Here is a 21,443-nt window from a genome sequence, read left to right on the forward strand (position 1 = left end):
TCAGCGGCCGGGCAGCAGGCCGAGCTCGTCCAGCGTCGCGCGGAGCTTGTCGAGCTGGGCTCCGCCGAGCGGTAGCAGCGGGTCGCGCGGCACGCCGGCGGGCAGGCCCTGCAGGTTGAGCGCCGCCTTGAAGGAGGAGGGCCAGGTGCCGAGTGACATCAGCGTCTCGTAGACGATGGTCAGCTTGTGATGGGCGTCGACATAGTCGGCATCGGGCGCCTTGCGGCCGATCTCCATCAGCATCCCGGCCGTCTTGCCGAGCAGTTCGGGGCCGGTGGCGATGAAGCCGGGCGCGCCGAGCGCGCTGCCGACCAGGATGTAATAGGCCGGGCCGACCATCACGGCGATCCGGTCGCCCATGCGGCGGATCAGCCGGGTCAGGTGGCCGATGTCGCGGTTGGATTCCTTGATGCCGACGACGGGGGCGACGCCGGCGATCGTCTCGACATCGTCGATCGAGAGCTCGATCACGGCGCGGCGCGGCGAGTTGTAGAGCACGATCGGCATGTCGACCGCCTTGCCCAGCAGCTCGAAGCGCCGCAGCAATTCCTCGCGCGTCGCCTTCAGCACATAGGTCTGCGGCATGACCAGGATGCCACTGGCGCCGGCCTCTTTTGCCGCCTGCGCATACTGGATTGTCTGCTTCGAGCCCGGCGCGGTGCAGCCCATCATCACCGGCACGCGGCCGGCGCTGCGCTCGACGGCGACGCGGGTCAGGCGGGCGCGTTCGTCGCGATCGAGCGCCCAGCTCTCACCATTGTCGCCGGCGACGCAGATGCCCTGCGCGCCGATGCCGATCAGATGCTCGACGATGTCAGAGAATGCGTCGACCATGATCTCGCCGCGCGCGTCGAAGGGCGTGACGATGGCCGGCACGAAACCCTTGAGCGTGTCCTTCGTCAACATGGTCATGAGCGATGTCCTGAAGCAGAGCCCGCAAGAAGCGTGGCCATGGGAATGCGGAAGATGCTGCCCGTCTGCGCCTCGACGATGAACAGGACAGACTGGTCCGGCGAGAAGGCGCAGGAGGTCGTCCAGAGCCCGCCCGGCGTGTGCACCACCGCGACTGGGTCGCCGAGGGCATCGACGAGATAGAGCCGCCCCGCCTGCGCCTGGGCGATGGCGAGGCGGCCGGACGCATCGACCGCCAGCCCGTCCGGGCCGAGGCCGCCGGAGAGCTGGAGGAAAGTGCCGACCATGGGCCAGGCCGGATCGGGGGCCTCGGCCATGAAACGCCAGACGGCATTGGCGCGCGTCGCGGCGAGATAGACCAGCTTGCCGTCGGGCGAGAGCGCGATCCCGTTCGGATAGGGCACGTTCGCCAGGATCAGCTCCGGCACCGTCGCGCCCTGCCGCAGCCGATAAACCCGGCCGGTCGGGTCCGACAGGCTGGAGCGGCCGGAATCGGTGAACCAGACATCGCCGTTCGGCGCGATGGTGAGATCGCTGAGGCCGCGGAACGGCTCGGTGTTCACTCGTGCGCAGAGCGTCGTCACCGTCTTCGCCGCAGGATCGAAGGCGAGCAGGCCATGGCGGTAATCGACGATCAGCCAGCTGCCGTCACCGCGCGGGCGTAAGCCGTGCGGCTCGCCGTCATACTGGAAGGCGAGCTGCCAGCTGCCGTCCGGCGCGATCCTGAACAGGCGGCCATAGGGCACGTCGGCAAGCCAGAGATGCCCGTCCGCGTCGAAGCAGGGTCCTTCCATGAAGGAGTGCAGGCGCTGGCCCGGCCGCGTTGTGCGCACCCAGTCGGTCGGCTCGCCGGTCCAATGCAGGGCCTGCGGCAGGCGGGTGAACAGCTCGGCCTCGTGCCGGGGGAATGAGGCGCCGATCATGCGACCACGCCTCGCGCCTTCAGGGCCTCGACCTCAGCCGGCGAGCGCCCGATCTCGTGGAGGATCTCGGCGCTGTGCTCGCCGAGCCGCGGCGGGGGCCGGTCGATCGCCGGGCCGGCGGCGGCGAAGGTGAAGGGAGCGAGCGGGACAGCGACGGAGGCTGCGCCCGGCACCGCGGCATCAAGCGCGTGAAAGAAGCCACGCTCGCGCAGATGCGGCAGGCGGGCGGCTTCGTCGAGCGTGCGCACGCGTTCGGCCGGGATGCCGATCGCGTGAAGCCAGTTCTCCCACTCCGCCGCGGTGCGGGTGCGCATGATCGGTATCAGCGCCTCGCGCATCGCCTGCGCTGCGTCCCACAGCGCCGGCCAGCCATCGAGCGCGGCGAAGTCGGGCCGGCCTAGCGTCTCCCACAGGCGCCTGTTCTGTCTGACATTGAAGGCGCCAAGCATCAGGAGGCCGTCCGCTGTCTCATAGGTGCCGAGCCCGGCCTCCTTCGGGCGCGGCTGCGCGGGGCCTTCATAGAGCGCGGCGGCGGCCTCCGGCGCCATCAGCGTCAGCGCGGTGTCAAACATCGCGCAGTCGATGACCTGGCCCGTGCCGCTGGCCTGGCGCTGGAACAGCGCGGCCGAGATCGCGAACGCAGCGGCGTAGCCGGTGGCGTAGTCGATGAAGGAGGCGCCCGATTTCACCGGCTCGCCCGAGCGCCCGGTGGTGCGGGCCATCACGCCCGAGGCGGCCTGGATGATGTTGTCATAGGCGTTGACCGCCTCGCGCTCATGGCCGCGGGCGAAGCCAGTGATCGAGCAGTGGATAAGCCGGGGATTGCGGGTGCTGAGCGCCTGCGCCCCGAGGCCGAGAGCCTCCAATGCCCCGGCGCGATAGTTCTCGACCAGCACGTCGGCGCCATCGACGAGATCGAGCAGGATCGATCGGCCTTCCGCCGTGGCGAGGTCGAGCGCGAGCGAGCGTTTGTTCGAGCCCTGCACGAGATAGTTGATGCCGAGGCCGGCAGCGTTGAGGGCGTCGTCGGGCCCGCGTCCGCGCGCCGTGTCCGGCATCTGCGGCGGCTCGATCTTGACGACATCGGCGCCGAGCAAAGCGAGCTGATAGGCGCAAAACGGTCCGGCAAGCACATGGGTGAGGTCGAGAACCCTTATGCCGTGAAAGGGACGCTGCTCTGACGGGTTCAAGGCTCGGCCACTCCGTTCTTGTTTCTCATACGAAAATGTGTTTTGCATATCAACACAATTCTTCCGGTTGCGGAGAGCGGCATGTCACAACCCAGCCCCCGGGCGAGCGCATCTGCGGTCCTCCATCGCAACCTCCGCAGCACGCCGCAGCTCGCTCTAGCCGGAGACGGCGTCCACCTCGTCGATGCCGACGGCAGGCGCTATCTCGACGCCAGCGGCGGCGCGGCGGTGTCCTGCCTCGGCCATGGCCATCCGCGCGTCACCGCGGCGATCATCGCGCAGCTCGGCAAGCTTGAATACGCCCACACCTCCTTCTTCACGAATGAGCCGAGCGAGAGGCTGGCGCAGATGCTGATCGAGCGCGCGCCGCCCGGCTTCGGCCAGGGCCGCGTCGCCTTCCTCGGCAGCGGCTCGGAGGCGATGGAAGCAGCGCTGAAGCTGGCGCGGCAGTATTTCGTCGAGATCGGCCAGCCCAGGCGGAGCCGCTTCATCTCGCGGCGGATGAGCTATCACGGCAACACGCTGGGGGCGCTCGCGGTCGGCGGCCATGCCGGCCGGCGGGCGCTGTACCAGCCGATCCTGATCGAGACCTCGCAGATCTCGCCCTGCTATGCCTATCGCGACCAGCGCGAGGACGAGACGGCCGAGGCCTATGGGCTGCGCGTCGCCGACGAGCTCGATGCCGAGATCCGGCGCCTCGGCCCGGAGACTGTCGCGGCCTTCCTCGCCGAGCCGATCGTCGGGGCGACGCTCGGCAGCGTCACCGCCGTTCCCGGCTATTTCGCCCGCATCCGCGAGATCTGCGACCGCCATGGCGTGCTCTTCATCGCCGACGAGGTGATGTGCGGCATGGGCCGCGCCGGCGCGATGTTCGTGAGCGCGCAGGAGGGCGTCAGGCCCGACCTCATCACCATCGCCAAGGGGCTGGGGGCCGGCTACCAGCCGATCGCCGCGACCATGGCGAGCGAGCGCGTCGCCGGGGCGATCGAGGCCGGCTCCGGCCTGCTCGCCAATGGCCACACCTATATGAGCCATGCCGTCGCCTGCGCCGCTTCGATCGCCGTGATCGAGACGATCGAGGAGGAGGGTCTGCTCGACAATGTCGCGCGCATGGGCGCCCTGCTTTCGCGCCGGCTGGGCGAGGCCTTCGGCCAGCATCCGCATGTCGGCGACATCCGGGGCAGGGGCCTGCTCCAATCGCTCGAACTCGTCGCCGACCGGGACAGCAAGCAGCCCTTCGTCGCGAAAGAGGGGCTTGCCGCCCGGATCAAGCAGACGGCTCAGGCGCTCGGCCTGATCTGCTATCCGTCGAGCGGCACGGCCGATGGCGTCAATGGCGACCATGTCCTGCTGGCGCCGCCCTTCACCATCGATGCCGGCCATGTCGACGAGATCGTCGAGAAGCTCGGAGCAGCGCTGGCCGCGACCTTGCCTGCCGCCCGCAGCGCCGCCTGAGGAGACGCAGCCTTGTCGCGCAAGACCATCCTGACCTGCGCCGTCACCGGCAACCTGACGACGCGTGAGCAGCATCCCGGCCTGCCGGTGACGCCGGCCGAGATCGCCGCCGCCGCCATCGCGGCCGGCAAGGCCGGTGCGGCGGTGGTGCACCTGCATGCCCGCGACCCTGCCACGACGAAGGGCACGATGGACCTTCCCCTCTTCACCGAGATCGTCGACCGCATCAGGCAGTCCGGCTCCGAGGTCATCCTCAACCTCTCGACCGGGGAGGGCGGGCGCTTCGTGCCGGGCATCGACGATCCCGCGGTCGCGGCCCCGGGGACGACGCTGACCAGGCCGGAACGCCGCGTCGCGCATGTCGAGGCGCTGAAGCCGGAGATCTGCACGCTCGACCTCAACACCATGTTCTCGGGCAGCGCGGTGGTGATCAACACGCCGCGCAACGTCACCGAGATGGCGAGGCGCATCTACGCGGCCGGCGTTCTGCCCGAGCTGGAATTGTTCGACGGCGGCGACCTGCAGCTCGCCAGGGCGTTGCAGGCTGATGGGGTGCTGCGCAATCCGCTGCTGATCCAGATCGTGCTCGGCGTGCGCTATGGCGCGATCCCGAACCCGCAGACGCTGGTCTACTTCGTCTCGCAATTGCCGCCGGACTGCATCTGGGCCGCCTTCGGCATCGGCCGGCACGAATTCCCGCTGCTGGCGCAGGCCTTCCTGCTCGGCGGCCATGTCCGGGTCGGGCTCGAGGACAACGTCTACATCCGCAAGGGCGTGCTGGCGCGCGACAATGCCGAGTTGGTCGAGAAGGCCGGCACGATCATCGAGAATCTCGGCGGCGCGCTGGCGACGCCGGCCGAGGCGCGGGCGATGCTTGGCCTTTAACCCAGCCGCTCGGAAATCCGCTTGGCGGCGGCCCTGACCGCCGCGAGGTAGCGGCCGTCGATCTGGTCGAGGTCGAAGGCCGAGTCGGGGCCGGAGATGTCGATCGCCGCGACGACCGTGCCGCGCCGGTCGATGATCGGCGCCGAGATCGAGCTGCCGGCCGCCTCCATCACGCCGCGGCTGACGACGTGGCCGCGCGCTGCCGCCGCCTCTACCGTCGCGATCAGCTCCGGCGTCGAGGTCGGCGTCTGGCTGGTCAGCGGCACGAAGCGCTCCTTCCGGAAGAGCTCCTCCAGCTCCGGTTGCGGCAGGCTGGCGAGCAGGAGCCAGCCCATGGGCGAGGCGTAGGCCGGGACGCGCGAGCCGACATTCATGTTGCTGAGGAAACCCGAGCGGGTCTGCACGCAGCTCAGATAGAGCACGTCGCGCTCGTCGCGGATCGCCAGATGTGCCGAGACCAGCGTCTCGTCGCGCAGGGCCTCCAGCTCGGGGCGGGCGATCTCGATGATGTCCTTCGAGGCGAGGAAGGCGAAGCCGATATTGAGGACGCGCGGCCCGAGCGCGAACTGCTTCGACTGCTCCTCCTCGAGGAAGCCCATGTGCCGGAGCGTATAGATCAGGCGGAAGACCGAGGAGCGCGTCAGGCCGAGCTCCGAGGCGATCTCGGTGATGCTCAGGGGACGGCGCGCCGCCGCGACGATTTCGAGGACACGCAGGCCGCGATGCAGGCCGGGCACGAAATAGACCGCGTGGTTCTTGTGCTGCGTTTCCGCATCCGCCGCGTCGTCCATGCGCTGTCGACTCGCCTCAGGGGTCACCGTTCCATTTGCATGTAAAACAGTTGGGCGCTGCGGTCACGCCCGCGGCCGAGGCTGTAGCGAGCGTGATGTGCGATCGGCTGATCCTTTCGGGGCGTCAGTCCGGCAGCACCTTGCCGGGATTCATGATGTTGTCGGGGTCGAGGCTTGCTTTGAGCGTGCGCATCACCTCGACTGCAGCGTCGCCGTGCTCCTTGCGCAGGAACTTCGCCTTGCCGTAGCCGACGCCGTGCTCGCCGGTGCAGGTGCCGCCGAGTTCGATCGCGCGGTTGACCAGGAGGCCGTTCAGCCGCTCGGCCTCGCGGGTCTCCTCGGGCGAATCCATCCTGATCAGGAAGCCCATGTGGAAATTGCCGTCGCCGACATGGCCGAGGGCCGTCACCGGGAAGGGCGCGTCCTTGGCGTGCTCCCTGATCTCGGTGATGCAGGTGGCGAGCTCAGAGATCGGCACGCAGGTGTCGGTGCCCCAGCTGCTGGCGCCGGGGCGCAAGGCGAGCAGCGCGTAATGCAGGTTGTGCCTCGCTTGCCAGAGCTTGCTGCGTTCCTCGGCGCTGGTGGCAAAGCGCCAGCCCTCGCCGCCATGGCCTTCGGCGAGCATCTGCACGGTCTCTGCCTGCGAGACCACGGCCGCCTCCGTGCCGTGGAATTCGAGGAAGAGCGCCACCGTCTCGGGATAGTTCAGATTGTTGTGGCGGTTGATCGCGCGCATGCAGGTTTCGTCGAGCAGTTCGACGCGGGCGACCTGGATGCCGCACTGGATGGTCTCGATCGCGCAATTGACGGCGCTGGCGATGTCGGGGAAGGAGCAGACCGCGACCGAGCTCGCCTCGGGGATACCGTAGAGCTTCAGCGTGATCTCGGTGATGACGCAAAGCGTGCCTTCCGAGCCGACGAAGAGGCGGGTGAGATCATAGCCGGCCGAGGATTTGCGGGCTCGGCCGCCGGTCTTCAGGATGGTGCCGTCGGCGAGCACGACGGTGAGCGCCAATACATTGTCCTTCATCGTGCCGTAGCGCACTGCGTTGGTGCCCGAGGCGCGCGTCGCGGCCATGCCGCCGAGCGTGGCGTCGGCACCGGGATCGACCGGGAAGAACAGGCCGGTGTCGCGCAAGTGCTCGTTGAGCTGCTTGCGGGTGACGCCGGCCTCGACCGTGCAGTCGAGATCCTCGGCATTGACCGCGACGATGCCGTTCATGCGCGAGAGGTCGATGCAGACGCCGCCATGCAGCGCGACGACATGGCCTTCGAGCGAGGTGCCGGCGCCGAACGGGATGACCGGCACCTTCGCCTGATGACAGAGCTTCACGATCTGGCTGACCTCCTGCGTGGTCTGCGGATAGCAGACGACATCGGGCGCCTTGGTCGGGTGATAGGATTCGCCATGGCCGTGATGCTCGCGCTCGCTGTCCGAGGTCGAGCAGCGCGGGCCGAGCAGCTCGCGCAAGGAGGCGGTCAGGCCGTCGAGGGCGGTGTGCCGGGACGGCGCTGTCAGTGTGGCGGTCATTGTCATGAATATTGCGATCCCGGTCCTGGCCCTGTGCCTTCCGCCGACGCACTCTTCAGCGACAGCGCGCGTCCGGCCACGCCTTCGCTAGCATGACGGCATTGCACGCGACAGGACGCGGCGGGCGAGCGACGCCTTCTCAATCACGGAGCGGCGTCCTCGCTGAGGAAGCCACTGAGTTCGCTCGTCAACTGTCGCCAGGCCGGCTCATGCGAGAGGATGACGTGATTCCTGCTTTCGAGCGCGACGAAACGAGCATTCGCAATGCCGCGCGCCAGTGCCAGCCCCTGAGCGAATGGAACGCGGGCGTCGCCGCGTGAATGCAGGACGAGCGTCGGCATGGTGATCTTCGCCAGAAGCTCGGTGACGTCGATGTCCGCGGTTGCCCGGAATATTCGCAAGGCATTCTCCGGCGAGGTCGAAACCCGCTGCAGGTCGTTGAACCAGCCCATCTGCTCCAGCGTTCCGTCGGGGATCATCAGCGAGGTGAACACCTGGCGAAAAGCCGGGTTGTCCTGTCCCCAGCCGAGCCGGATCAGGCTTTCGAGCGCCTCGCGCTGGGTGAGCTGGCCCGGATTGCTGTAGCGGCGCCAGCCGACCGGAAAACCGCCCATCAGGATGAGCTTCGAGACACGCTGCGGATAGCGGGCTGCGTAGGCGATCGAGACGGCCGCGCCCTGGGACATGCCCAGCAGGGCGAAGCGCTCGAGTCCCGCCGCCTCGACGACGGTTTCGAGGTCGTGAACGAAGCCCTCGAAGGAAATGTCTTCCACGTCCCAGTCGGAAAGTCCGTTGCCGCGGGCGTCGTAGCGGATGAACCGGACCTGCCCGGACAGCATGTCGATGAAGGGCGCCCAGACCGGGCTCTGACGATCGAATTCGACGTGGTTCAGCCAGTTCCCGGCCTTGACCATGGGCGGACCGTTTCCGCTTGCAGCCATGGCGAGATGAACTCCGTCGCTGCTCCGGCAGAACGTAACGGTTTGCGGATGGGACTGCGCCGGCGGCGAGGTGCCTGCGGCAGCCAAATCGACCAGCAGTTCGTGGACATCGCCGATGAAACGTATGCCCCGGCGGGCGATCGTCCGGATCAAGCGTTGGGAGTGGCCGTCATCGCAGATCGCATGGCGCGCGGCGTTGATGCGGCTCGCCAGCGTCGATTCCGAAACGATCCGGCCGTTCCAGACAGTATCGATCATGTCGTCGCGGCTGACGACGCGATGGCGGTTCTCGACCAGATAGACGAGCAGATCGAACACCTGCGGCTCGACGCGGATGACCTCGCCCGCGCGCCGCAGTTCCCGGCGAGGCACATCGACAGCGAAGTCCTCGAACTGGAACAGCATGACCGCTCCGACACGACCCGGCTCCGGTGGGATTAGCAGGGCTCTCGCGGTCAAAATCAAGGTTTTCTCAAGGGCCGGTCAAAGCCGCCTCAAAGCGCGCCGGGCTTCGCAGGCGCATGGTCGCCATGCCGGGCAATGACGCCAGGCGAATGGCAGGGAGCCGGCGATGAACCCCGATCACGACCTCGTCCCCCTCGAGCCCGTCCCGCGCGAGGACGCATTCGCGACCGTGCGGCAGGATGGAAGGATCGATTTCGATTTCTACCGGGCGCAGGCGCGCGCGCTTCGCAACCAGGCTCGCTCGGATCTGCTGCGCCGAGGACTACGCCTGCCAATGGCCGGGCTCGGCCTCATCGCGCTGGTGGCCTCGCTCGTCCTGCTGCCCGCGACGCTTTGATCGTCGGCACGGCTTTGCGCCTCGCCCACCCAGCTCGCGCTGCCCATGCGGCGGCCATGTCTCGGGAGAAGGTCATGACACGATTTGCATCCGTCTTTTACGGCGTCGCCAGCTATCTGTTCTTCCTCGTCACCTTTCTTTATGCGATCGGCTTCGTCTCGGGCCTCGTCGTTCCCAAGACGCTCGACAGCGGACCCTCGACCGTCCTCACCGAAGCCATCCTGATCAATCTCGCTGTCCTTGCGGTCTTCGCCATCCAGCACAGCCTGATGGCCAGGCCGCAGTTCAAGCGTTGGTGGACGACGATCGTTCCCCCGTCAGTGGAGCGGCCGACTTACGTCCTGTTCGCGACCGCGGCTCTCGCCCTGCTGATCTGGCAATGGCGGGCGATGCCGGAGATCGTCTGGCAGGTCACGAACCCCATCCTGGCGACTGCGCTGGTCGCGTTGTCATTGCTGGGTTGGCTGATTGTCCTTCTGTCGACGTTCATGATCAGCCATTTCGAACTTTTCGGCCTGAAGCAGGTCCTGCTGCACTTCAGAGGGCGTCAGCTTCCGGCAGCGGAGTTCAAGACGCCCGGTTTCTATCGCTTCGTCCGTCACCCGATCTATTTCGGCTTCCTGGTCGCCTTCTGGTCGACGCCGGTCATGACCCAGGGACATCTGCTCTTCGCCTTCGCGACGACGGCCTACATCCTGATCGGCATCATGCTGGAAGAGCGCGACCTGGTCGGCCTGTTCGGCGATGAGTATCGGCGCTATCGCGAGCGCGTCTCGATGCTGTTGCCGTTCTGGCGGCGGAGCTAGTCCCAACCGAAGCGCGCCGAGCCAGAGGTCATGGGCTCGGCTCTCGCCCGGCGACGCCGAGCAAATACTGGCCATAGCCGCTCTTCGAGAGGGCCTGGCCGAGCGCCTGCAATTGCTCGCGGTCGATCCAGCCGTTCTCGAAGGCGATCTCCTCGGGGCAGGCGATGCGGAAGCCCTGGCGGCGCTCCAGCGTGCGCACGAACTCCGAGGCCTCGACGAGGGAATCCGGCGTGCCGGTGTCGAGCCAGGCATAGCCGCGCCCGAGCCGCTCGACGCTGAGCGCGCCGCGTTCGAGATAGGCGAGGTTGACGTCGGTGATCTCGAGCTCGCCGCGGGCCGAGGGCTTCAGCTTGCGGGCGATCTCGACCACCTCGGCGTCATAGAAATAAAGGCCGGTCACGGCCCAGTGCGAGCGCGGGACCTTGGGCTTCTCCTCGATCGAGAGCGCCTTGCCGGCGGCATCGAAGGAGACGACGCCATAGCGCTCGGGATCGCTGACGCGATAGGCGAAGACGGTGGCGCCGCTGGTCCGCGCCGCGGCGCGGTGCAGCACATCGGTGAGGCCATCGCCGTAATAGAGATTGTCGCCGAGGATCAGCGCGGACGGGCTGCCGGCGACGAAATCGGCGCCGATATGATAGGCCTGCGCCAGGCCTTCGGGCTTGCGCTGCACTGCATAGGAGAGCTTCAGACCCCAGCGCTCGCCAGTGCCGAACAGAGCCTCGAAGCGCGGCGCGTCCTCCGGCGTCGAGATGATCAGGATCTCGTTGATGCCGGCGAGCATCAGCGTCGAGAGCGGGTAGTAGATCATCGGCTTGTCGTAGATCGGCAGAAGCTGCTTCGACGTCACCATGGTCATCGGGTGAAGCCGGGTGCCGCTGCCGCCGGCGAGGATGATCCCCTTCATCGATAGCTCCTTCAGCTTCGCGGCTGCGCGAGCAGCGTGGCGACGCAGGTTTGCACGGATTCCTGCCAGGGCGGCAGGCGCAGGCCGTGGCGAGCGGCGAGCAGACTGCAGTCGAGCCTGGAATTGCTCGGCCGGCGGGCGGGGGTGGGGTAGTCGCTCGTGGCGATGCGCCTGACAGTGGCGCTCGGCCCGCCCAGTGCCGCCGAGGCGGCAAAGACGGTCTCGGCGAGGTCGGCCCAGCTTGCCTCGCCGGTGCCGGCGGCATGGAAGATGCCGCGGAGCGAGGCATCACCGGGGCGGGCGGCCAGTGCCTTCGCCATCGCCATGATGGTGTCGGCGAGGTCGAACGCGCTGGTCGGCGAACCCAGCTGGTCGGAGACGACGCCGATCTCGTCGCGGGTCTCGGCGAGGCGCAGCATGGTCTTCACGAAGTTGCCGCCATAGGGGCTGTAGACCCAGGCGGTGCGCAGGATCACCCAGTCGGAGCCGGAAGCCATGACCGCGTCCTCGCCGGCCAGCTTGGACCGGCCATAGGCGCCGAGTGGCGCCGTCGGATCGTCTTCGCGCCAGGGCCGCGACGCCATGCCGTCGAAGACATAGTCGGTGGAGATCTGGGTCAGCGGCACGCTTAGGGCCGCAGCCGCTGCGGCCACGGCACCGGCGCCAGCGCCGTTGATCCGCATGGCGAGCTCCGGTTCGGTCTCGGCCTTGTCGACGGCGGTGTAGGCGGCGGCGTTGACGATGCAATCGGGCTTGGTTGCGGCGAGGGCCTGCCTAACGCCCTCCAACTGCGCCATGTCGAGCTCGGGCCGGCCGACCGGGATGACGGTCACGCCGGCCGTCTCGGCGCGGGCGAGAAGGGATTGGACGACCTGCCCGGTCCGTCCGGTCACGGCTATGCGCATCGGGCCTTCGCCATCGGAAGCATGGCGGCCGGTCTAGAGCATGCGCCTTGTGGGCTCAACCCGCGGCCTCGAAGCGGCGGGCCTCCTCGCAGAGCCAGGCGATCAGGGTATCGAGCGCCGGGCTGCGCTCGCTCTGCGGATTGACCGTCAGCCAGCAGCCGGTCGCGCTGTCGAAATCGAGGCCGAGCGGATTGACAAGAGCGCCCGAGGCCAGCTCCTCGGCGACATAGCAGCGGGGCGCGAGCGCGACGCCGAGCCCGGCGACGGCGGCGCGGATGATCACGGAATAATAGCCGTAGCGCACGGTATGGGCCGGCACCGCGCCGCGCAGGCCATGCGCCTCGGTGAATTCGGCCCAGAAGGCCGGCATCTGGAAATGCTGCAGCAGCGTCATCTTCTGGATGTCGGCGGCGCGGGCGAAGCCTCCCAGGCGTTCGAGCGCCGCGGGTGCGGCGACGAGCGCGACCCGGCGACCGAAGAGATAATGCGATTCGAGGTCCGGCCAGGGGCCGAAGCCATGGACGATCTCGAGATCGGCCTCCTCGATCTCGTTCTCGCTGACGAAATTGGTGAACTGGACGTCGATTTCGGGATGCGCCTGGGCGAAGTCCGGGAAGCGCTCCATCAGCCAGCGCTCGCCGGCGATGGCGATCATGTGCAGGCGGATCGGCCGGCCGATCGCGGCGCGCTCGGCGAGGCGGCGGGCGCCGCGCTCCATCTGCTCGATCGCGGCCTCGGCATAGGGGCGATAGATCGTGCCGGCCTCGGTCGGTTTCAGCCCGGCGGGGCTGCGCTCGAACAGCTCCGTGCCGAGATGCTCCTCCAGCGCCTGGATCTGCTTGGAGACGGCGCTCTGGGTCAGGTGCACCTCGCCCGCCGCCTTCGCCGTCGAGCCGAGGCGGGCGACGGCGAGGAAGACCCGAAGCGCCGTGGTCGACGGCGGGAGGTTGCGACCGGCCAAACAGATATTCCTTCAGCGACTACCCTTGAGGAGATCGTTTCGTTTGCCGGTTGCGCGGTCAAGAGGGCAGTGTTTTCGATAGGGGAGAAGAACATCATGAACCAGACCACGCGTCTCTGGGGCGGCCGTTTCCGCAAGCCGCCGGATCCGCGCATGATGAAATTGTCGAGCGCGGCCGGCGCCCATGCCCGGCTGGCGCCGCAGGACATCGCCGGCGGCAAGGCCCATGCGGCCGAACTGGAGCGCGCCGGACTGCTCAGCCAAGACGAGTTCAAGATGATCGTCGTCGCTCTCGAAGCCATCGCCCGCGATCTCGCCGCCGGGACGCTCGCGCCGGAGGAGGGCGACGAGGACGTCCATACCTTCATCGAGCGCGTACTGACTACCCGCATCGGCGCGACCGGTGCCAAGCTCAGGGCCGGGCGCTCGCGCAACGACCAAGCCGCCAACAACCTGAAGCTCTATCTGCGCGCCGAGGCGCGGACCATCGGCGCGATGTTGGCCGAGCTACTCGACGCGATTGCAGGACAGGCTGAGCAGCACGCAGCCTCGGTCTGCCCGGGCTTCACCCATCTGCAGAGCGCCCAGCCTGTCACCTTCGGCCATTGGCTGATGGCGCATGGCCAGGCGCTGTCGCGCGATGCCAGCCGGTTGCAGGATTGGGAGAAGCGCTCCTCGCTCTCGCCGCTCGGCGCCGCCGCGCTCGCCGGCTCGGCGATCGCGCTGACGCCGGAATTGAGCGCCAGGGCGCTCGGCTATGATGGCCCCTGCGAGAACTCGGTCGATGCTGTCGGTGCGCGCGACCATGTCGCGGAATTCCTGTTCGTTGCGGCGATGTTGGCGACGAACCTGTCGCGGCTGGCGGAGGAGGTGACGCTCTGGACCTCGCGCCAGTTCGGCTGGGTCGTGCTCGACGATGCCTTCGCGACGGGATCCTCGATCATGCCGCAGAAGAAGAACCCGGATATCGCCGAGATATCGCGCGGCCGGGCGGCACGCCTCACCGGCGACCTCGTCGCCATGCTGGGCGCGCTGAAGGGTCTGCCGCTCGCCTATAACCGCGACCTCGCCGAGGACAAGCGCGCCGCCTTCGACGCGGTCGATGTGCTCGGCGAAGTGCTGCCGGCCTTCGCCGGGCTGGTTGCGACAATGGAGGCACGCACCGACGTGATGCGGGCGCAGGCCGGCGCCGGCTTTGCGCTCGCGACCGAAGTCGCAGATCATCTCGCCCGCAAAGGCGTGCCCTTCGCCGAGGCGCATGAGATCAGCGGCGCGCTGGTGCGCTATTGCGAGGAGATGGGCCGCGAGCTCGAAGGGCTGGAACCGGTGGAATTGCGCGCGATCGATCCGCGTCTCGACGAGAGCGTGCTGAAGGTCTTGACGCTCGATGCAGCAGTCGCGGCACGCAGCGGCCATGGCGGCACGGCCCCGGCCAGGGTCATCGAGCAGATCGGCCGCTTCCGCACCTGGCTCGCCGGCTTCTCGCAATGGACGAGGGAGGGCGGGGCATGAGCAGTGCAACCCAGACCATGCCGGATCGCGGCCTTGCCGAGATCGCCGGCCTGACCATCGTCCCCAAGCGCTTCTACGGGCGCTGGGTCGCCGCGGCGGCGATCTTGTTCGTGCTGGCCTGGATCGTGAAGGCGTTCGCGCAGGGGCAGATCGCCTGGCCGGTGGTGGCGCAATTCTTCACCGCGCCGGCGATCCTCGCCGGTCTCGTCAACACGCTGATCATGACCGCCTGCGCCATGGGGCTCGGCATCGTGCTCGGCGTCGTGTTCGCGATCATGTACATGTCGCCGAACCCGGTGCTGCGCGGCGTCGCGCTGTTCTACATCTGGTTCTTCCGCGGCACGCCGCTGCTGCTGCAATTGCTGCTCTGGTTCAACCTGGCGCTGGTCTTCCCGACGATTGGCATTCCCGGTGTGATCGAGTGGCGAACCATCGATGTGATCGGCCCGTTCATGGCGACGCTGCTCGGCCTCGGCATGAACCAGGGCGCCTATACCGCCGAGGTCGTCCGCTCCGGCATCCTCTCGGTCGATGTCGGGCAGACCGAGGCGGCCAAGGCGATCGGCATGACCCGGCTGACGACGTTGCGCCGGATCGTGCTGCCGCAGGCGATGCGGGTGATCATCCCGCCTGTCGGCAACGAGGTGATCAGCATGGTCAAGCTGACCTCGGTCGCCAGCGTGATCCAGTTCTCCGAGATCCTGCGCAATGCGCAGAATGTCTATTATGCCAATGCCCGCGTCATCGAATTGCTGATCGTCGCTGCCGGCTGGTACCTGCTCGTCGTCACCCTCCTGCAGATCGGCCAGTTCTTCCTCGAACGCGCCTTCTCGAAGGGCAGGGGCGAACGCCGCGCCAAGCCTCAAATCGCCGAGGAGGCCGCTGCGTGACCGCCTTGTCCCCGATCGTCGTCGCCGCCAGCGTCACCAAGCAGTTCGGCCGACTGAAGGCGCTGAACAATGTCTCGCTCTCGGTGATGCCGGGCGCGGTGCAATGCATCATCGGCCCGTCCGGCTCGGGCAAGTCGACGCTGCTGCGCTGCATCAACCAGCTCGAGAAGATCGATGCCGGCGCGATCACGGTCGCTGGCGAGCTGATCGGCTATCGCCGCGTCGGCAACGAGCTGCACGAGCTCAGCGACGTCGAGATCGCGCGCCAGCGCCTCAAGACCGGCATGGTCTTCCAGCGCTTCAACCTGTTCAACCACATGACCGTGCTGCAGAACATCATCGAGGGGCCGCTCACGGTGCTGAAACGGCCGCGGCGCGAGATCATCGCCGAGGGCATGGCGCTGCTCGAGCGCGTCGGCCTCGCCGAAAAGCGCGATTCCTATCCGATCGAGCTCTCCGGCGGCCAGCAGCAGCGCATCGCCATCGCCCGTGCATTGGCGATGAAGCCGCAGCTGATGCTGTTCGACGAGCCGACCTCGGCGCTCGACCCCGAGCTGGTCGGCGAGGTGCTGAACGTGATGCGCGATCTCGCCGCCTCCGGCATGACCATGATCGTCGTCACCCACGAGCTCGGCTTCGCTCGCGAGGTCGCGAACGACGTCGTCTTCATGGACAAGGGCGAGATCGTCGAGCAGGGGCCGCCGCAGCAGGTGCTGGTCGCGCCGAGCCAGGGCCGCACCCGCGACTTCATCGCTGCCGTCCTCAAGTGAATCCAAGCCTATTGAAGCCAAGCAAAGACAAGAGGGAGACCACCATGCTTCGCCTTTCGCTCGCCGCCGCGCTGCTCGCCGGCACCGCGCTCGCCGCCCAGGCCCAGGCCCTGCCGGACCGGATCAAGACCGCCGGCAAGATCGTCATCGCGACCCAGCCGAACTATGCGCCGATCGTCTACAAGGACCCGGCGACCAATACGATGGCCGGCTTCGACTACGAGCTCGGCGAGGCGATCGCCAAGGAGCTCGGCGTCAAGGCCGAGTGGCAGGACACCGCCTTCGCCCAGATGCTGCCCTCGCTGACGACCGGCCGCGTCGACATGGTGATGGCCGGGATGAGCGACCTGCCGGCACGGCGCGAGACGGTCGATTTCGTCGACTACATGGTCTCGGGCGCGCAGTTCTACACGGTCACCGCCTTCGCCTCGACGATCAAGTCGGTCGAGGATTTGTGCGGCAAGAGCGTCGGCGCCAGCCGCTCGACCAACTGGCCAAAGCAGATCGGCGAGTGGAGCGACGCCAACTGCGTCGCGAAAGGCAAGCCGGCGATCACCGTGGTCGGCACCGAAGGGTCGGTCGACGCCCGCACCCAACTCAAGACGCAGCGCCTGCAGGGCGGCGTCCAAGGCAGCGAGACGATGACGCATTTCCAGAAGCTGGAGCCCAACACCTATATCGCGCTCGGCGAGCCCTTCACCCGCTCGCTCACCGGCATCCCGTTCCCGAAGACGGCCGAGGGCGGCCAGCTGCGCGATGCGGTCAAGGGCGCGCTGGAGCGGCTGCAGGCGAACGGCACCTATGACGCGCTGGTCGCCAAGTACGTCCAGCCGAGCAACGTGCTGAAGCCGATCTCGGTCAACAAGGGCGAGTGAGGCGGAATGCCATAGGATGGCCTTCCGTTCCAGGGAGGCCGGTCGCCGGTGTCGGGTGATGTAGGCTGACTGCCGGACGCTTGTCTGTTATACATTCCGTACAACAGACAAGCTCCGGAGCGCGCCATGAACAAGCCCGAGAAGCCTGCCGGCGAACAGGCCATGGTCCTGCAGGTCCGCAAGATCGGCAATTCGGTCGGCATCATCTTGCCGAAGGAATTGCTGGCGCGGCTGAAGTTGGCGGAAGGCGACAAGCTGACGGTGGTCGAGCAGCCGGAGCTCGGCCTGAAGCTGACGCGCTATGACGATACCCACGCGCGCGGGCTCGAAATTGCCCGGCGCTCGTTCAAGACCTACGCCAACACCTACCGCGCCCTGGCGAAATGACCGAGCCCGTCTGGGTCAGCGTCGAGCTGGTCGTCGATATTCATGCCGAGCAGCTCGCGCTGTTCGGGGGGCCGGCCGGCATTCGCGATCACGGGCTTCTGGAATCGGCGCTGGCGCGTGCGCCGAACAAATATGCCTATGGCGAAGACGATCTCGCCGCCCTCTCTGCGGCCTATGCGTTCGGCGTTGCGCGTAATCACCCCTTTGTCGACGGCAACAAGCGGGCTGCCTTCGCCTCTATGATCGTCTTCCTCGGCCTCAACGGCATCGACTTCCTCGTGCCCGAACCGGAAGCGACTGCTGCCATCCTCGCGCTCGCCGCCGGCGAGGTCGAGGAGGAGGGGCTGACGCGCTGGATCCGCGATAACTGGCCGAAGGACGCGCCCGCATGACGACGCCGATCTGGATCGAGGCTGCGATCAACGGCTCCTGAGACAGCGTGCCTGCTGGCTTTCCCCGGTAGAGCGCCTACATCCGGTAGCAGCCCGTCATGAGCCGCGCGAGCCTCAATGTCCGAACGCGATAGCGAAGCCAATCGATTCTCCGCCCGCGCGGCGCGCTATGCCCGCGTCGGCGCCAATGTCGGAGGGGTGGCGGCGCGGATAGCCGGTACAAAGCTGTTCGGGCTGGAGGGCCGCAACGCCACCAATGCCGAGGCGCTGGCCAAGGCGCTCGGCGGGCTGAAAGGCCCGTTGATGAAGGTGGCGCAGCTCGTCGCCACCATTCCCGACGTGGTGCCGCCGGAATACGCCGCCGAACTGCAGAAGCTGCAATCGGAGGCGCCGCCGATGGGCGCGGCCTTCGTCAAGCGCCGCATGCAGGCCGAGCTCGGCGCGAATTGGCGCGAGCGCTTCAGCGAATTCGATCTCAAGCCGGCGGCCGCGGCCTCGCTCGGGCAGGTGCATCGGGCGGTATCGCTGGACGGTGCGCCGCTCGCCTGCAAGCTGCAATACCCCGACATGGAATCGGCCGTCGAAGCCGACATCTCCCAGCTCGAGATCCTGTTCGGGCTGCATCGGCGCATGGGCGCGGTGATCGACACCAGCGAGATCGCCAAGGAGATCAGCGCCCGCGTCCGCGAGGAGCTCGACTATCGCCGCGAGGCCAAGCATGTCGCGCTCTACCAGCAGATGCTGGCTGCCACGCCTGAGGTGCGCGTGCCGGATGTCGTGCCGGAGCTGTCGACGCGCCGGCTGCTGAGCATGGGCTGGCTCGACGGCGACAAGATCCTGAACCACAAGCAGGCGAGCCAGCAGATCCGCGACCGGATCTCGACCGCGATGTTCCGGGCCTGGTGGCGTCCGTTCAGCCATCACGGCGTCATCCATGGCGATCCGCATCTCGGGAACTACACGGTCTTTCAGGACGGCGGCGAACCGCAAGGTATCAATCTGCTCGACTATGGCTGCATTCGGATCTTCCCGCCGAGCTTCGTCGGCGGCGTCGTCGATCTCTATCGTGGCCTGCTTGAGGGCGAGGAGGCCCGCGTCGTCCACGCCTATGAGGTCTGGGGCTTCAAGGGGCTCAACAAAGAGCTGATCGACACCCTCAACATCTGGGCGAAGTTCATCTACGGCCCGCTGCTGGAGGATCGCACGCGCCGGATCGCCGAGGACGTCAAACCGTCGGAGTACGGGCGCAAGCAGGCCTTCCAGGTCCATTCGGCGCTGAAGGCGCGCGGGCCGGTGACGGTGCCGCGCGAGTTCGTCTTCATGGATCGCGCCGCGATCGGCCTGGGCGGCGTCTTCCTGCATCTCGACGCCGAGCTCAATTTTCACCGGCTGTTCGAGCAGGAGATCGAGGCTTTCAGCGTCGCAGGCGTGGCAAGCGAGCAGAATGTAGCACTGGCGGCGGCCGGGCTCGCAGCTCACTGATCGCCGGCATCGTCAATTTCGCGCCTGCACGGCACAATCCCTCGGTGGAGGGATGCCATGCAGGACGCGAGCAAGGACGATGCATCGCGGCGCGATTACGGCCTGTTCGTGCGGCGCAATCCCGGCGGGCTCGCGCTCAAGCTGTCGGATGAGGGCGTGGCGATCGCGGGTGATCGCCTGGTCTGGACGACCGCGACCGGCGAAGATTCACGGCTGCTCTCCGATATCAGCGCCGTGCATCTTTCGGTCGCTCACATCACCCGGCATGGCGATTTCGGCAGCTGTATCATCCACTTTGGCGGGGCTGCGCCATTGCAGGTGGTCGGCAGCAGCGCCTTCGGCTTTCCGGATGAGGAGCGCGACCCGGTCTATGCCGGCTTCGTTCGCGACCTGCACAAAACCCTCGCGACGAGGCCCACGGGTGTCGTGCGCTTCTCGGCCGGAGTGAGCGAGGGGCGGCTGCAGGTCATGCAGGTGATGCTCGTCATCGCCGGCTTGCTCTTCGCCGCGTTGCCGTTGATCCTGCTGCTGCTCACCGGTGACCTCGGCATGCTGGCCGTCGCTGTGGCGGGCGGCCTCTTCGTCGCCGGTCTCTATGGCTGGACGCAAAAGAATCGGCCGCGCGGCTATGATCCGCACCATGTTCCGCCGGAGCTGCTGCCATAAGTCGCGCCGTCTATTTTCGTGACCTGATCGCGCATTAATCGGCCGCGGCTGCGCATTTTCCCTCTGTTGTGCTGCTATCGTCCAGAAAATGGTCGTCGCAGCTCCGGCGCTCCGTTGCCGACCCTTTTCAGGTGCGCTACAGGGCGTCACGACAGGGTTTGAACTCGGGACTTTCTTCATGGCCGACCACGGACACGCCGCCGACGCTCCGCAGATGGATTATCCGGAGCATGAGCGCACCTATGTGGGCTTCGTTCACTTCGCCGAAGTCGGCACGCTCGCCTGCCTCGCCATCGTCGCGGCGCTCGCCGTCGGCGGCACCAAGCATGCCTGGGGCACCGCCATTATCGGCACCCTGTTGACCCTGGTCGGCACCGGCGTCGGCATCGCCGCCCCGTCGATCGGCTGGCGCGCCACGTTCGTGCCCTTCGCCCTGATGCTGCTGGCGCTCCTGCTCTACTGAGTCCGGAAAGTCTGGCACTGACGGAATCGTCGAGGCGCTGGCCCATCCGGGCCGGAGCCTTCCGTCATCGGAACGTCGTAAAGGGTCGGCTCGATGCCGGCCCTTTTTCGCTTTGGGCGGCGGCCGAAGGTAGCGGGTGATGCGCAGGATCCTGAAGTTTCTCGCCGTCGGCGCGCTCTGCGCCTATGGCGCCGTGCTGGCGCTGCTCTACGTCAAGCAGCGCGAGATGATGTATCCGCGCAATCCGGCCAGGGCCGAGATCGCCAGCGCCAACCTGCCCGGCGTCGAGGAAGCCACGCTCACCGCTGCCGACGGCGAGAGGCTGGTCGCCTGGGTGGTGCCGCCGCGCGAGGGCAAGCCGGTGCTATTGTTCTTCCACGGCAATGCCGGCAATTTCGGCCGCCCGATCCGGCAGACGCGCTTCCGCGCCCTGACGCAGGACGGCACCGGCCTGTTCGCCGTCAATTATCGCGGCTATGGCGGTTCGACCGGTTCACCGACCGAGGACGGGCTGGCGCTGGACGCACGCGCCGCCTATGCCGCGGCCGTAGCGCGTTTCGGTGCGGAGAGGCTGGTGGGCTATGGCGAGTCGCTCGGCACCGGCGTGGTGCTGAAGCTAGCCGCGGACGCCCCGCTCAAGGCCGTAATCCTCGAAGCGCCTTATCTTTCGACCGCCGCCGTGGCGCAGCAACTTTATCCCTTCATCCCGGTTGGCCTGGTCATGCACGACCAGTTCCACTCCGACCGGGTGATCGGCAAGGTCAAGGCGCCGCTGCTGGTGCTGCATGGCCAGCGCGACGGCGTCATCCCGTTCAGCCAGGGCGAGGCGTTGTTTGCGCTCGCCAATCCGCCGAAGCGCTTCATCCGCTTCCCGGAGGGCAATCACGAGAACCTGCCGGCGCATGGCTCGGTGCCGGAGATCAGGCGCTTCCTCGCCGATCTCAATACGAGCCGCCTGGCCGGGAGCCAGACGGTGACCGCCGCGGCGGGGCGGTAG

Annotated in this window: 23 protein-coding genes and 1 pseudogene; 14 read left to right on the forward strand and 10 right to left on the reverse strand. The window is 67.4% G+C overall.

All coding sequences use genetic code 11. The features are described from left to right. The 3 genes from ASE66_RS15520 to ASE66_RS15530 are packed head-to-tail and all read right to left on the reverse strand — an operon-like array spanning position 1 to position 3,025. Positions 1 to 912 carry a dihydrodipicolinate synthase family protein gene (locus ASE66_RS15520; protein WP_244494939.1) on the reverse strand — a complete coding sequence of 304 codons (912 nt, stop codon included), beginning with the start codon at positions 910 to 912 and terminating at the stop codon, positions 1 to 3. Further along, the gene (locus ASE66_RS15525; RefSeq protein ID WP_057190609.1) at positions 909 to 1,835 is read right to left on the reverse strand and encodes an SMP-30/gluconolactonase/LRE family protein; all 927 of its coding nucleotides are present in this window, start codon (positions 1,833 to 1,835) and stop codon (positions 909 to 911) included. Before ASE66_RS15525 ends, ASE66_RS15520 begins: the two co-directional genes overlap by 4 nt. Then, entirely contained in the window at positions 1,832 to 3,025 is a 1,194-nt protein-coding gene (locus ASE66_RS15530) for a CaiB/BaiF CoA transferase family protein (protein WP_057190610.1), read from the reverse strand. The genes ASE66_RS15525 and ASE66_RS15530 overlap by 4 nt, the downstream gene beginning before the upstream one ends. Before the next feature lie 81 nt (positions 3,026 to 3,106). Here ASE66_RS15530 and ASE66_RS15535 point away from each other — a divergent pair, with 81 nt between their 5' ends. Further along, entirely contained in the window at positions 3,107 to 4,480 is a 1,374-nt protein-coding gene (locus ASE66_RS15535; protein ID WP_057190611.1) for an aspartate aminotransferase family protein, read from the forward strand. Between the two features lie 12 nt (positions 4,481 to 4,492). Then, a complete protein-coding gene (locus ASE66_RS15540) occupies positions 4,493 to 5,365 on the forward strand; it encodes a 3-keto-5-aminohexanoate cleavage protein (RefSeq protein ID WP_057190612.1) in 873 nt (290 codons plus the stop codon). Here the strand turns inward: ASE66_RS15540 and ASE66_RS15545 are convergent. From ASE66_RS15545 to ASE66_RS32730, 4 genes and pseudogenes are all read right to left on the reverse strand, one after another. After that, positions 5,362 to 6,156, reverse strand: coding sequence for an IclR family transcriptional regulator (locus ASE66_RS15545; RefSeq protein WP_082613491.1), 795 nt, complete (start codon positions 6,154 to 6,156; stop codon positions 5,362 to 5,364). The genes ASE66_RS15540 and ASE66_RS15545 overlap by 4 nt on opposite strands. A 124-nt stretch (positions 6,157 to 6,280) precedes the next feature. Beyond that, positions 6,281 to 7,693, reverse strand: coding sequence for an FAD-binding oxidoreductase (locus tag ASE66_RS15550; protein ID WP_057190613.1), 1,413 nt, complete (start codon positions 7,691 to 7,693; stop codon positions 6,281 to 6,283). Positions 7,694 to 7,830: 137 nt separating this feature from the next. Beyond that, positions 7,831 to 8,628 (reverse strand): alpha/beta fold hydrolase, encoded by a 798-nt coding sequence (locus tag ASE66_RS32725; RefSeq protein ID WP_244494972.1) that lies wholly within the window; start codon positions 8,626 to 8,628, stop codon positions 7,831 to 7,833. A 177-nt stretch (positions 8,629 to 8,805) separates the two neighbouring features. Further along, positions 8,806 to 9,033: pseudogene (locus tag ASE66_RS32730) on the reverse strand (winged helix-turn-helix domain-containing protein); the annotation flags it as partial. A 166-nt stretch (positions 9,034 to 9,199) separates the two neighbouring features. On the opposite strand from ASE66_RS32730, the gene ASE66_RS15560 reads away from it, so the two are divergent. Beyond that, positions 9,200 to 9,430: a hypothetical protein gene (locus tag ASE66_RS15560; RefSeq protein WP_057190615.1), complete on the forward strand. Its 231-nt coding sequence runs from the start codon at positions 9,200 to 9,202 to the stop codon at positions 9,428 to 9,430. 74 nt (positions 9,431 to 9,504) lie between these two features. Further along, positions 9,505 to 10,236, forward strand: a complete 732-nt coding sequence (gene mddA / locus ASE66_RS15565; protein WP_082613492.1) for a methanethiol S-methyltransferase — start codon at positions 9,505 to 9,507, stop codon at positions 10,234 to 10,236. A gap of 28 nt (positions 10,237 to 10,264) precedes the next feature. On the opposite strand, the gene rfbA is transcribed toward mddA, so the two are convergent. The 3 genes from rfbA to ASE66_RS15580 are packed head-to-tail and all read right to left on the reverse strand — an operon-like array spanning position 10,265 to position 13,009. Continuing rightward, the gene (rfbA, locus tag ASE66_RS15570; RefSeq protein WP_057190617.1) at positions 10,265 to 11,143 is read right to left on the reverse strand and encodes a glucose-1-phosphate thymidylyltransferase RfbA; all 879 of its coding nucleotides are present in this window, start codon (positions 11,141 to 11,143) and stop codon (positions 10,265 to 10,267) included. An 11-nt stretch (positions 11,144 to 11,154) separates the two neighbouring features. Beyond that, positions 11,155 to 12,048 (reverse strand): dTDP-4-dehydrorhamnose reductase, encoded by an 894-nt coding sequence (gene rfbD, locus ASE66_RS15575; RefSeq protein ID WP_057190618.1) that lies wholly within the window; start codon positions 12,046 to 12,048, stop codon positions 11,155 to 11,157. Between the two features lie 55 nt (positions 12,049 to 12,103). After that, positions 12,104 to 13,009: a LysR family transcriptional regulator gene (locus ASE66_RS15580; protein ID WP_057190619.1), complete on the reverse strand. Its 906-nt coding sequence runs from the start codon at positions 13,007 to 13,009 to the stop codon at positions 12,104 to 12,106. 96 nt (positions 13,010 to 13,105) lie between these two features. On the opposite strand from ASE66_RS15580, the gene argH reads away from it, so the two are divergent. The 10 genes from argH to ASE66_RS15630 all read left to right on the forward strand — a co-directional run bounded on the left by argH (position 13,106) and on the right by ASE66_RS15630 (position 21,443). Beyond that, positions 13,106 to 14,521, forward strand: coding sequence for an argininosuccinate lyase (argH, locus tag ASE66_RS15585; RefSeq protein WP_057190620.1), 1,416 nt, complete (start codon positions 13,106 to 13,108; stop codon positions 14,519 to 14,521). Further along, positions 14,518 to 15,411 (forward strand): amino acid ABC transporter permease, encoded by an 894-nt coding sequence (locus ASE66_RS15590; protein ID WP_057190621.1) that lies wholly within the window; start codon positions 14,518 to 14,520, stop codon positions 15,409 to 15,411. The genes argH and ASE66_RS15590 overlap by 4 nt, the downstream gene beginning before the upstream one ends. Positions 15,412 to 15,416: 5 nt before the next feature. Then, positions 15,417 to 16,181: an amino acid ABC transporter ATP-binding protein gene (locus ASE66_RS15595; protein ID WP_057191084.1), complete on the forward strand. Its 765-nt coding sequence runs from the start codon at positions 15,417 to 15,419 to the stop codon at positions 16,179 to 16,181. A gap of 44 nt (positions 16,182 to 16,225) precedes the next feature. After that, positions 16,226 to 17,056, forward strand: coding sequence for an ABC transporter substrate-binding protein (locus ASE66_RS15600; protein WP_057190622.1), 831 nt, complete (start codon positions 16,226 to 16,228; stop codon positions 17,054 to 17,056). A gap of 126 nt (positions 17,057 to 17,182) precedes the next feature. Continuing rightward, complete coding sequence (locus ASE66_RS15605) at positions 17,183 to 17,443, forward strand: AbrB/MazE/SpoVT family DNA-binding domain-containing protein (RefSeq protein WP_244494940.1); 261 nt, start codon at positions 17,183 to 17,185, stop codon at positions 17,441 to 17,443. Then, a complete protein-coding gene (locus ASE66_RS15610) occupies positions 17,440 to 17,835 on the forward strand; it encodes a type II toxin-antitoxin system death-on-curing family toxin (RefSeq protein ID WP_057190623.1) in 396 nt (131 codons plus the stop codon). The genes ASE66_RS15605 and ASE66_RS15610 overlap by 4 nt, the downstream gene beginning before the upstream one ends. Before the next feature lie 117 nt (positions 17,836 to 17,952). Further along, the gene (locus ASE66_RS15615) at positions 17,953 to 19,317 is read left to right on the forward strand and encodes an ABC1 kinase family protein (RefSeq protein ID WP_057190624.1); all 1,365 of its coding nucleotides are present in this window, start codon (positions 17,953 to 17,955) and stop codon (positions 19,315 to 19,317) included. 57 nt (positions 19,318 to 19,374) lie between these two features. Beyond that, positions 19,375 to 19,983, forward strand: coding sequence for a hypothetical protein (locus tag ASE66_RS15620; protein WP_057190625.1), 609 nt, complete (start codon positions 19,375 to 19,377; stop codon positions 19,981 to 19,983). 178 nt (positions 19,984 to 20,161) lie between these two features. Next, positions 20,162 to 20,446 carry an aa3-type cytochrome c oxidase subunit IV gene (locus ASE66_RS15625; RefSeq protein ID WP_057190626.1) on the forward strand — a complete coding sequence of 95 codons (285 nt, stop codon included), beginning with the start codon at positions 20,162 to 20,164 and terminating at the stop codon, positions 20,444 to 20,446. 139 nt (positions 20,447 to 20,585) lie between these two features. After that, positions 20,586 to 21,443, forward strand: a complete 858-nt coding sequence (locus ASE66_RS15630) for an alpha/beta hydrolase (protein ID WP_057190627.1) — start codon at positions 20,586 to 20,588, stop codon at positions 21,441 to 21,443.

Source organism: Allobosea sp. Root483D1 (genome assembly GCF_001429505.1).
Classification (GTDB): domain Bacteria; phylum Pseudomonadota; class Alphaproteobacteria; order Rhizobiales; family Beijerinckiaceae; genus Allobosea.

Excerpts from the sequence above, each read along its gene's own strand:
- ASE66_RS15520 (WP_244494939.1), bottom strand. The coding sequence starts at position 912 with ATGACCATGTTGACGAAGGACACGCTCAAGGGTTTCGTGCCGGCCATC.
- ASE66_RS15525 (WP_057190609.1), bottom strand. The coding sequence starts at position 1,835 with ATGATCGGCGCCTCATTCCCCCGGCACGAGGCCGAGCTGTTCACCCGC.
- ASE66_RS15535 (WP_057190611.1), top strand. The coding sequence starts at position 3,107 with ATGTCACAACCCAGCCCCCGGGCGAGCGCATCTGCGGTCCTCCATCGC.
- ASE66_RS15545 (WP_082613491.1), bottom strand. The coding sequence starts at position 6,156 with ATGGACGACGCGGCGGATGCGGAAACGCAGCACAAGAACCACGCGGTC.
- ASE66_RS15550 (WP_057190613.1), bottom strand. The coding sequence starts at position 7,693 with ATGACAATGACCGCCACACTGACAGCGCCGTCCCGGCACACCGCCCTC.
- ASE66_RS32725 (WP_244494972.1), bottom strand. The coding sequence starts at position 8,628 with ATGGCTGCAAGCGGAAACGGTCCGCCCATGGTCAAGGCCGGGAACTGG.
- ASE66_RS15560 (WP_057190615.1), top strand. The coding sequence starts at position 9,200 with ATGAACCCCGATCACGACCTCGTCCCCCTCGAGCCCGTCCCGCGCGAG.
- mddA (WP_082613492.1), top strand. The coding sequence starts at position 9,505 with ATGACACGATTTGCATCCGTCTTTTACGGCGTCGCCAGCTATCTGTTC.
- rfbA (WP_057190617.1), bottom strand. The coding sequence starts at position 11,143 with ATGAAGGGGATCATCCTCGCCGGCGGCAGCGGCACCCGGCTTCACCCG.
- rfbD (WP_057190618.1), bottom strand. The coding sequence starts at position 12,048 with ATGCGCATAGCCGTGACCGGACGGACCGGGCAGGTCGTCCAATCCCTT.
- argH (WP_057190620.1), top strand. The coding sequence starts at position 13,106 with ATGAACCAGACCACGCGTCTCTGGGGCGGCCGTTTCCGCAAGCCGCCG.
- ASE66_RS15590 (WP_057190621.1), top strand. The coding sequence starts at position 14,518 with ATGAGCAGTGCAACCCAGACCATGCCGGATCGCGGCCTTGCCGAGATC.
- ASE66_RS15600 (WP_057190622.1), top strand. The coding sequence starts at position 16,226 with ATGCTTCGCCTTTCGCTCGCCGCCGCGCTGCTCGCCGGCACCGCGCTC.
- ASE66_RS15605 (WP_244494940.1), top strand. The coding sequence starts at position 17,183 with ATGAACAAGCCCGAGAAGCCTGCCGGCGAACAGGCCATGGTCCTGCAG.
- ASE66_RS15610 (WP_057190623.1), top strand. The coding sequence starts at position 17,440 with ATGACCGAGCCCGTCTGGGTCAGCGTCGAGCTGGTCGTCGATATTCAT.
- ASE66_RS15615 (WP_057190624.1), top strand. The coding sequence starts at position 17,953 with ATGTCCGAACGCGATAGCGAAGCCAATCGATTCTCCGCCCGCGCGGCG.
- ASE66_RS15620 (WP_057190625.1), top strand. The coding sequence starts at position 19,375 with ATGCAGGACGCGAGCAAGGACGATGCATCGCGGCGCGATTACGGCCTG.
- ASE66_RS15625 (WP_057190626.1), top strand. The coding sequence starts at position 20,162 with ATGGCCGACCACGGACACGCCGCCGACGCTCCGCAGATGGATTATCCG.
- ASE66_RS15630 (WP_057190627.1), top strand. The coding sequence starts at position 20,586 with ATGCGCAGGATCCTGAAGTTTCTCGCCGTCGGCGCGCTCTGCGCCTAT.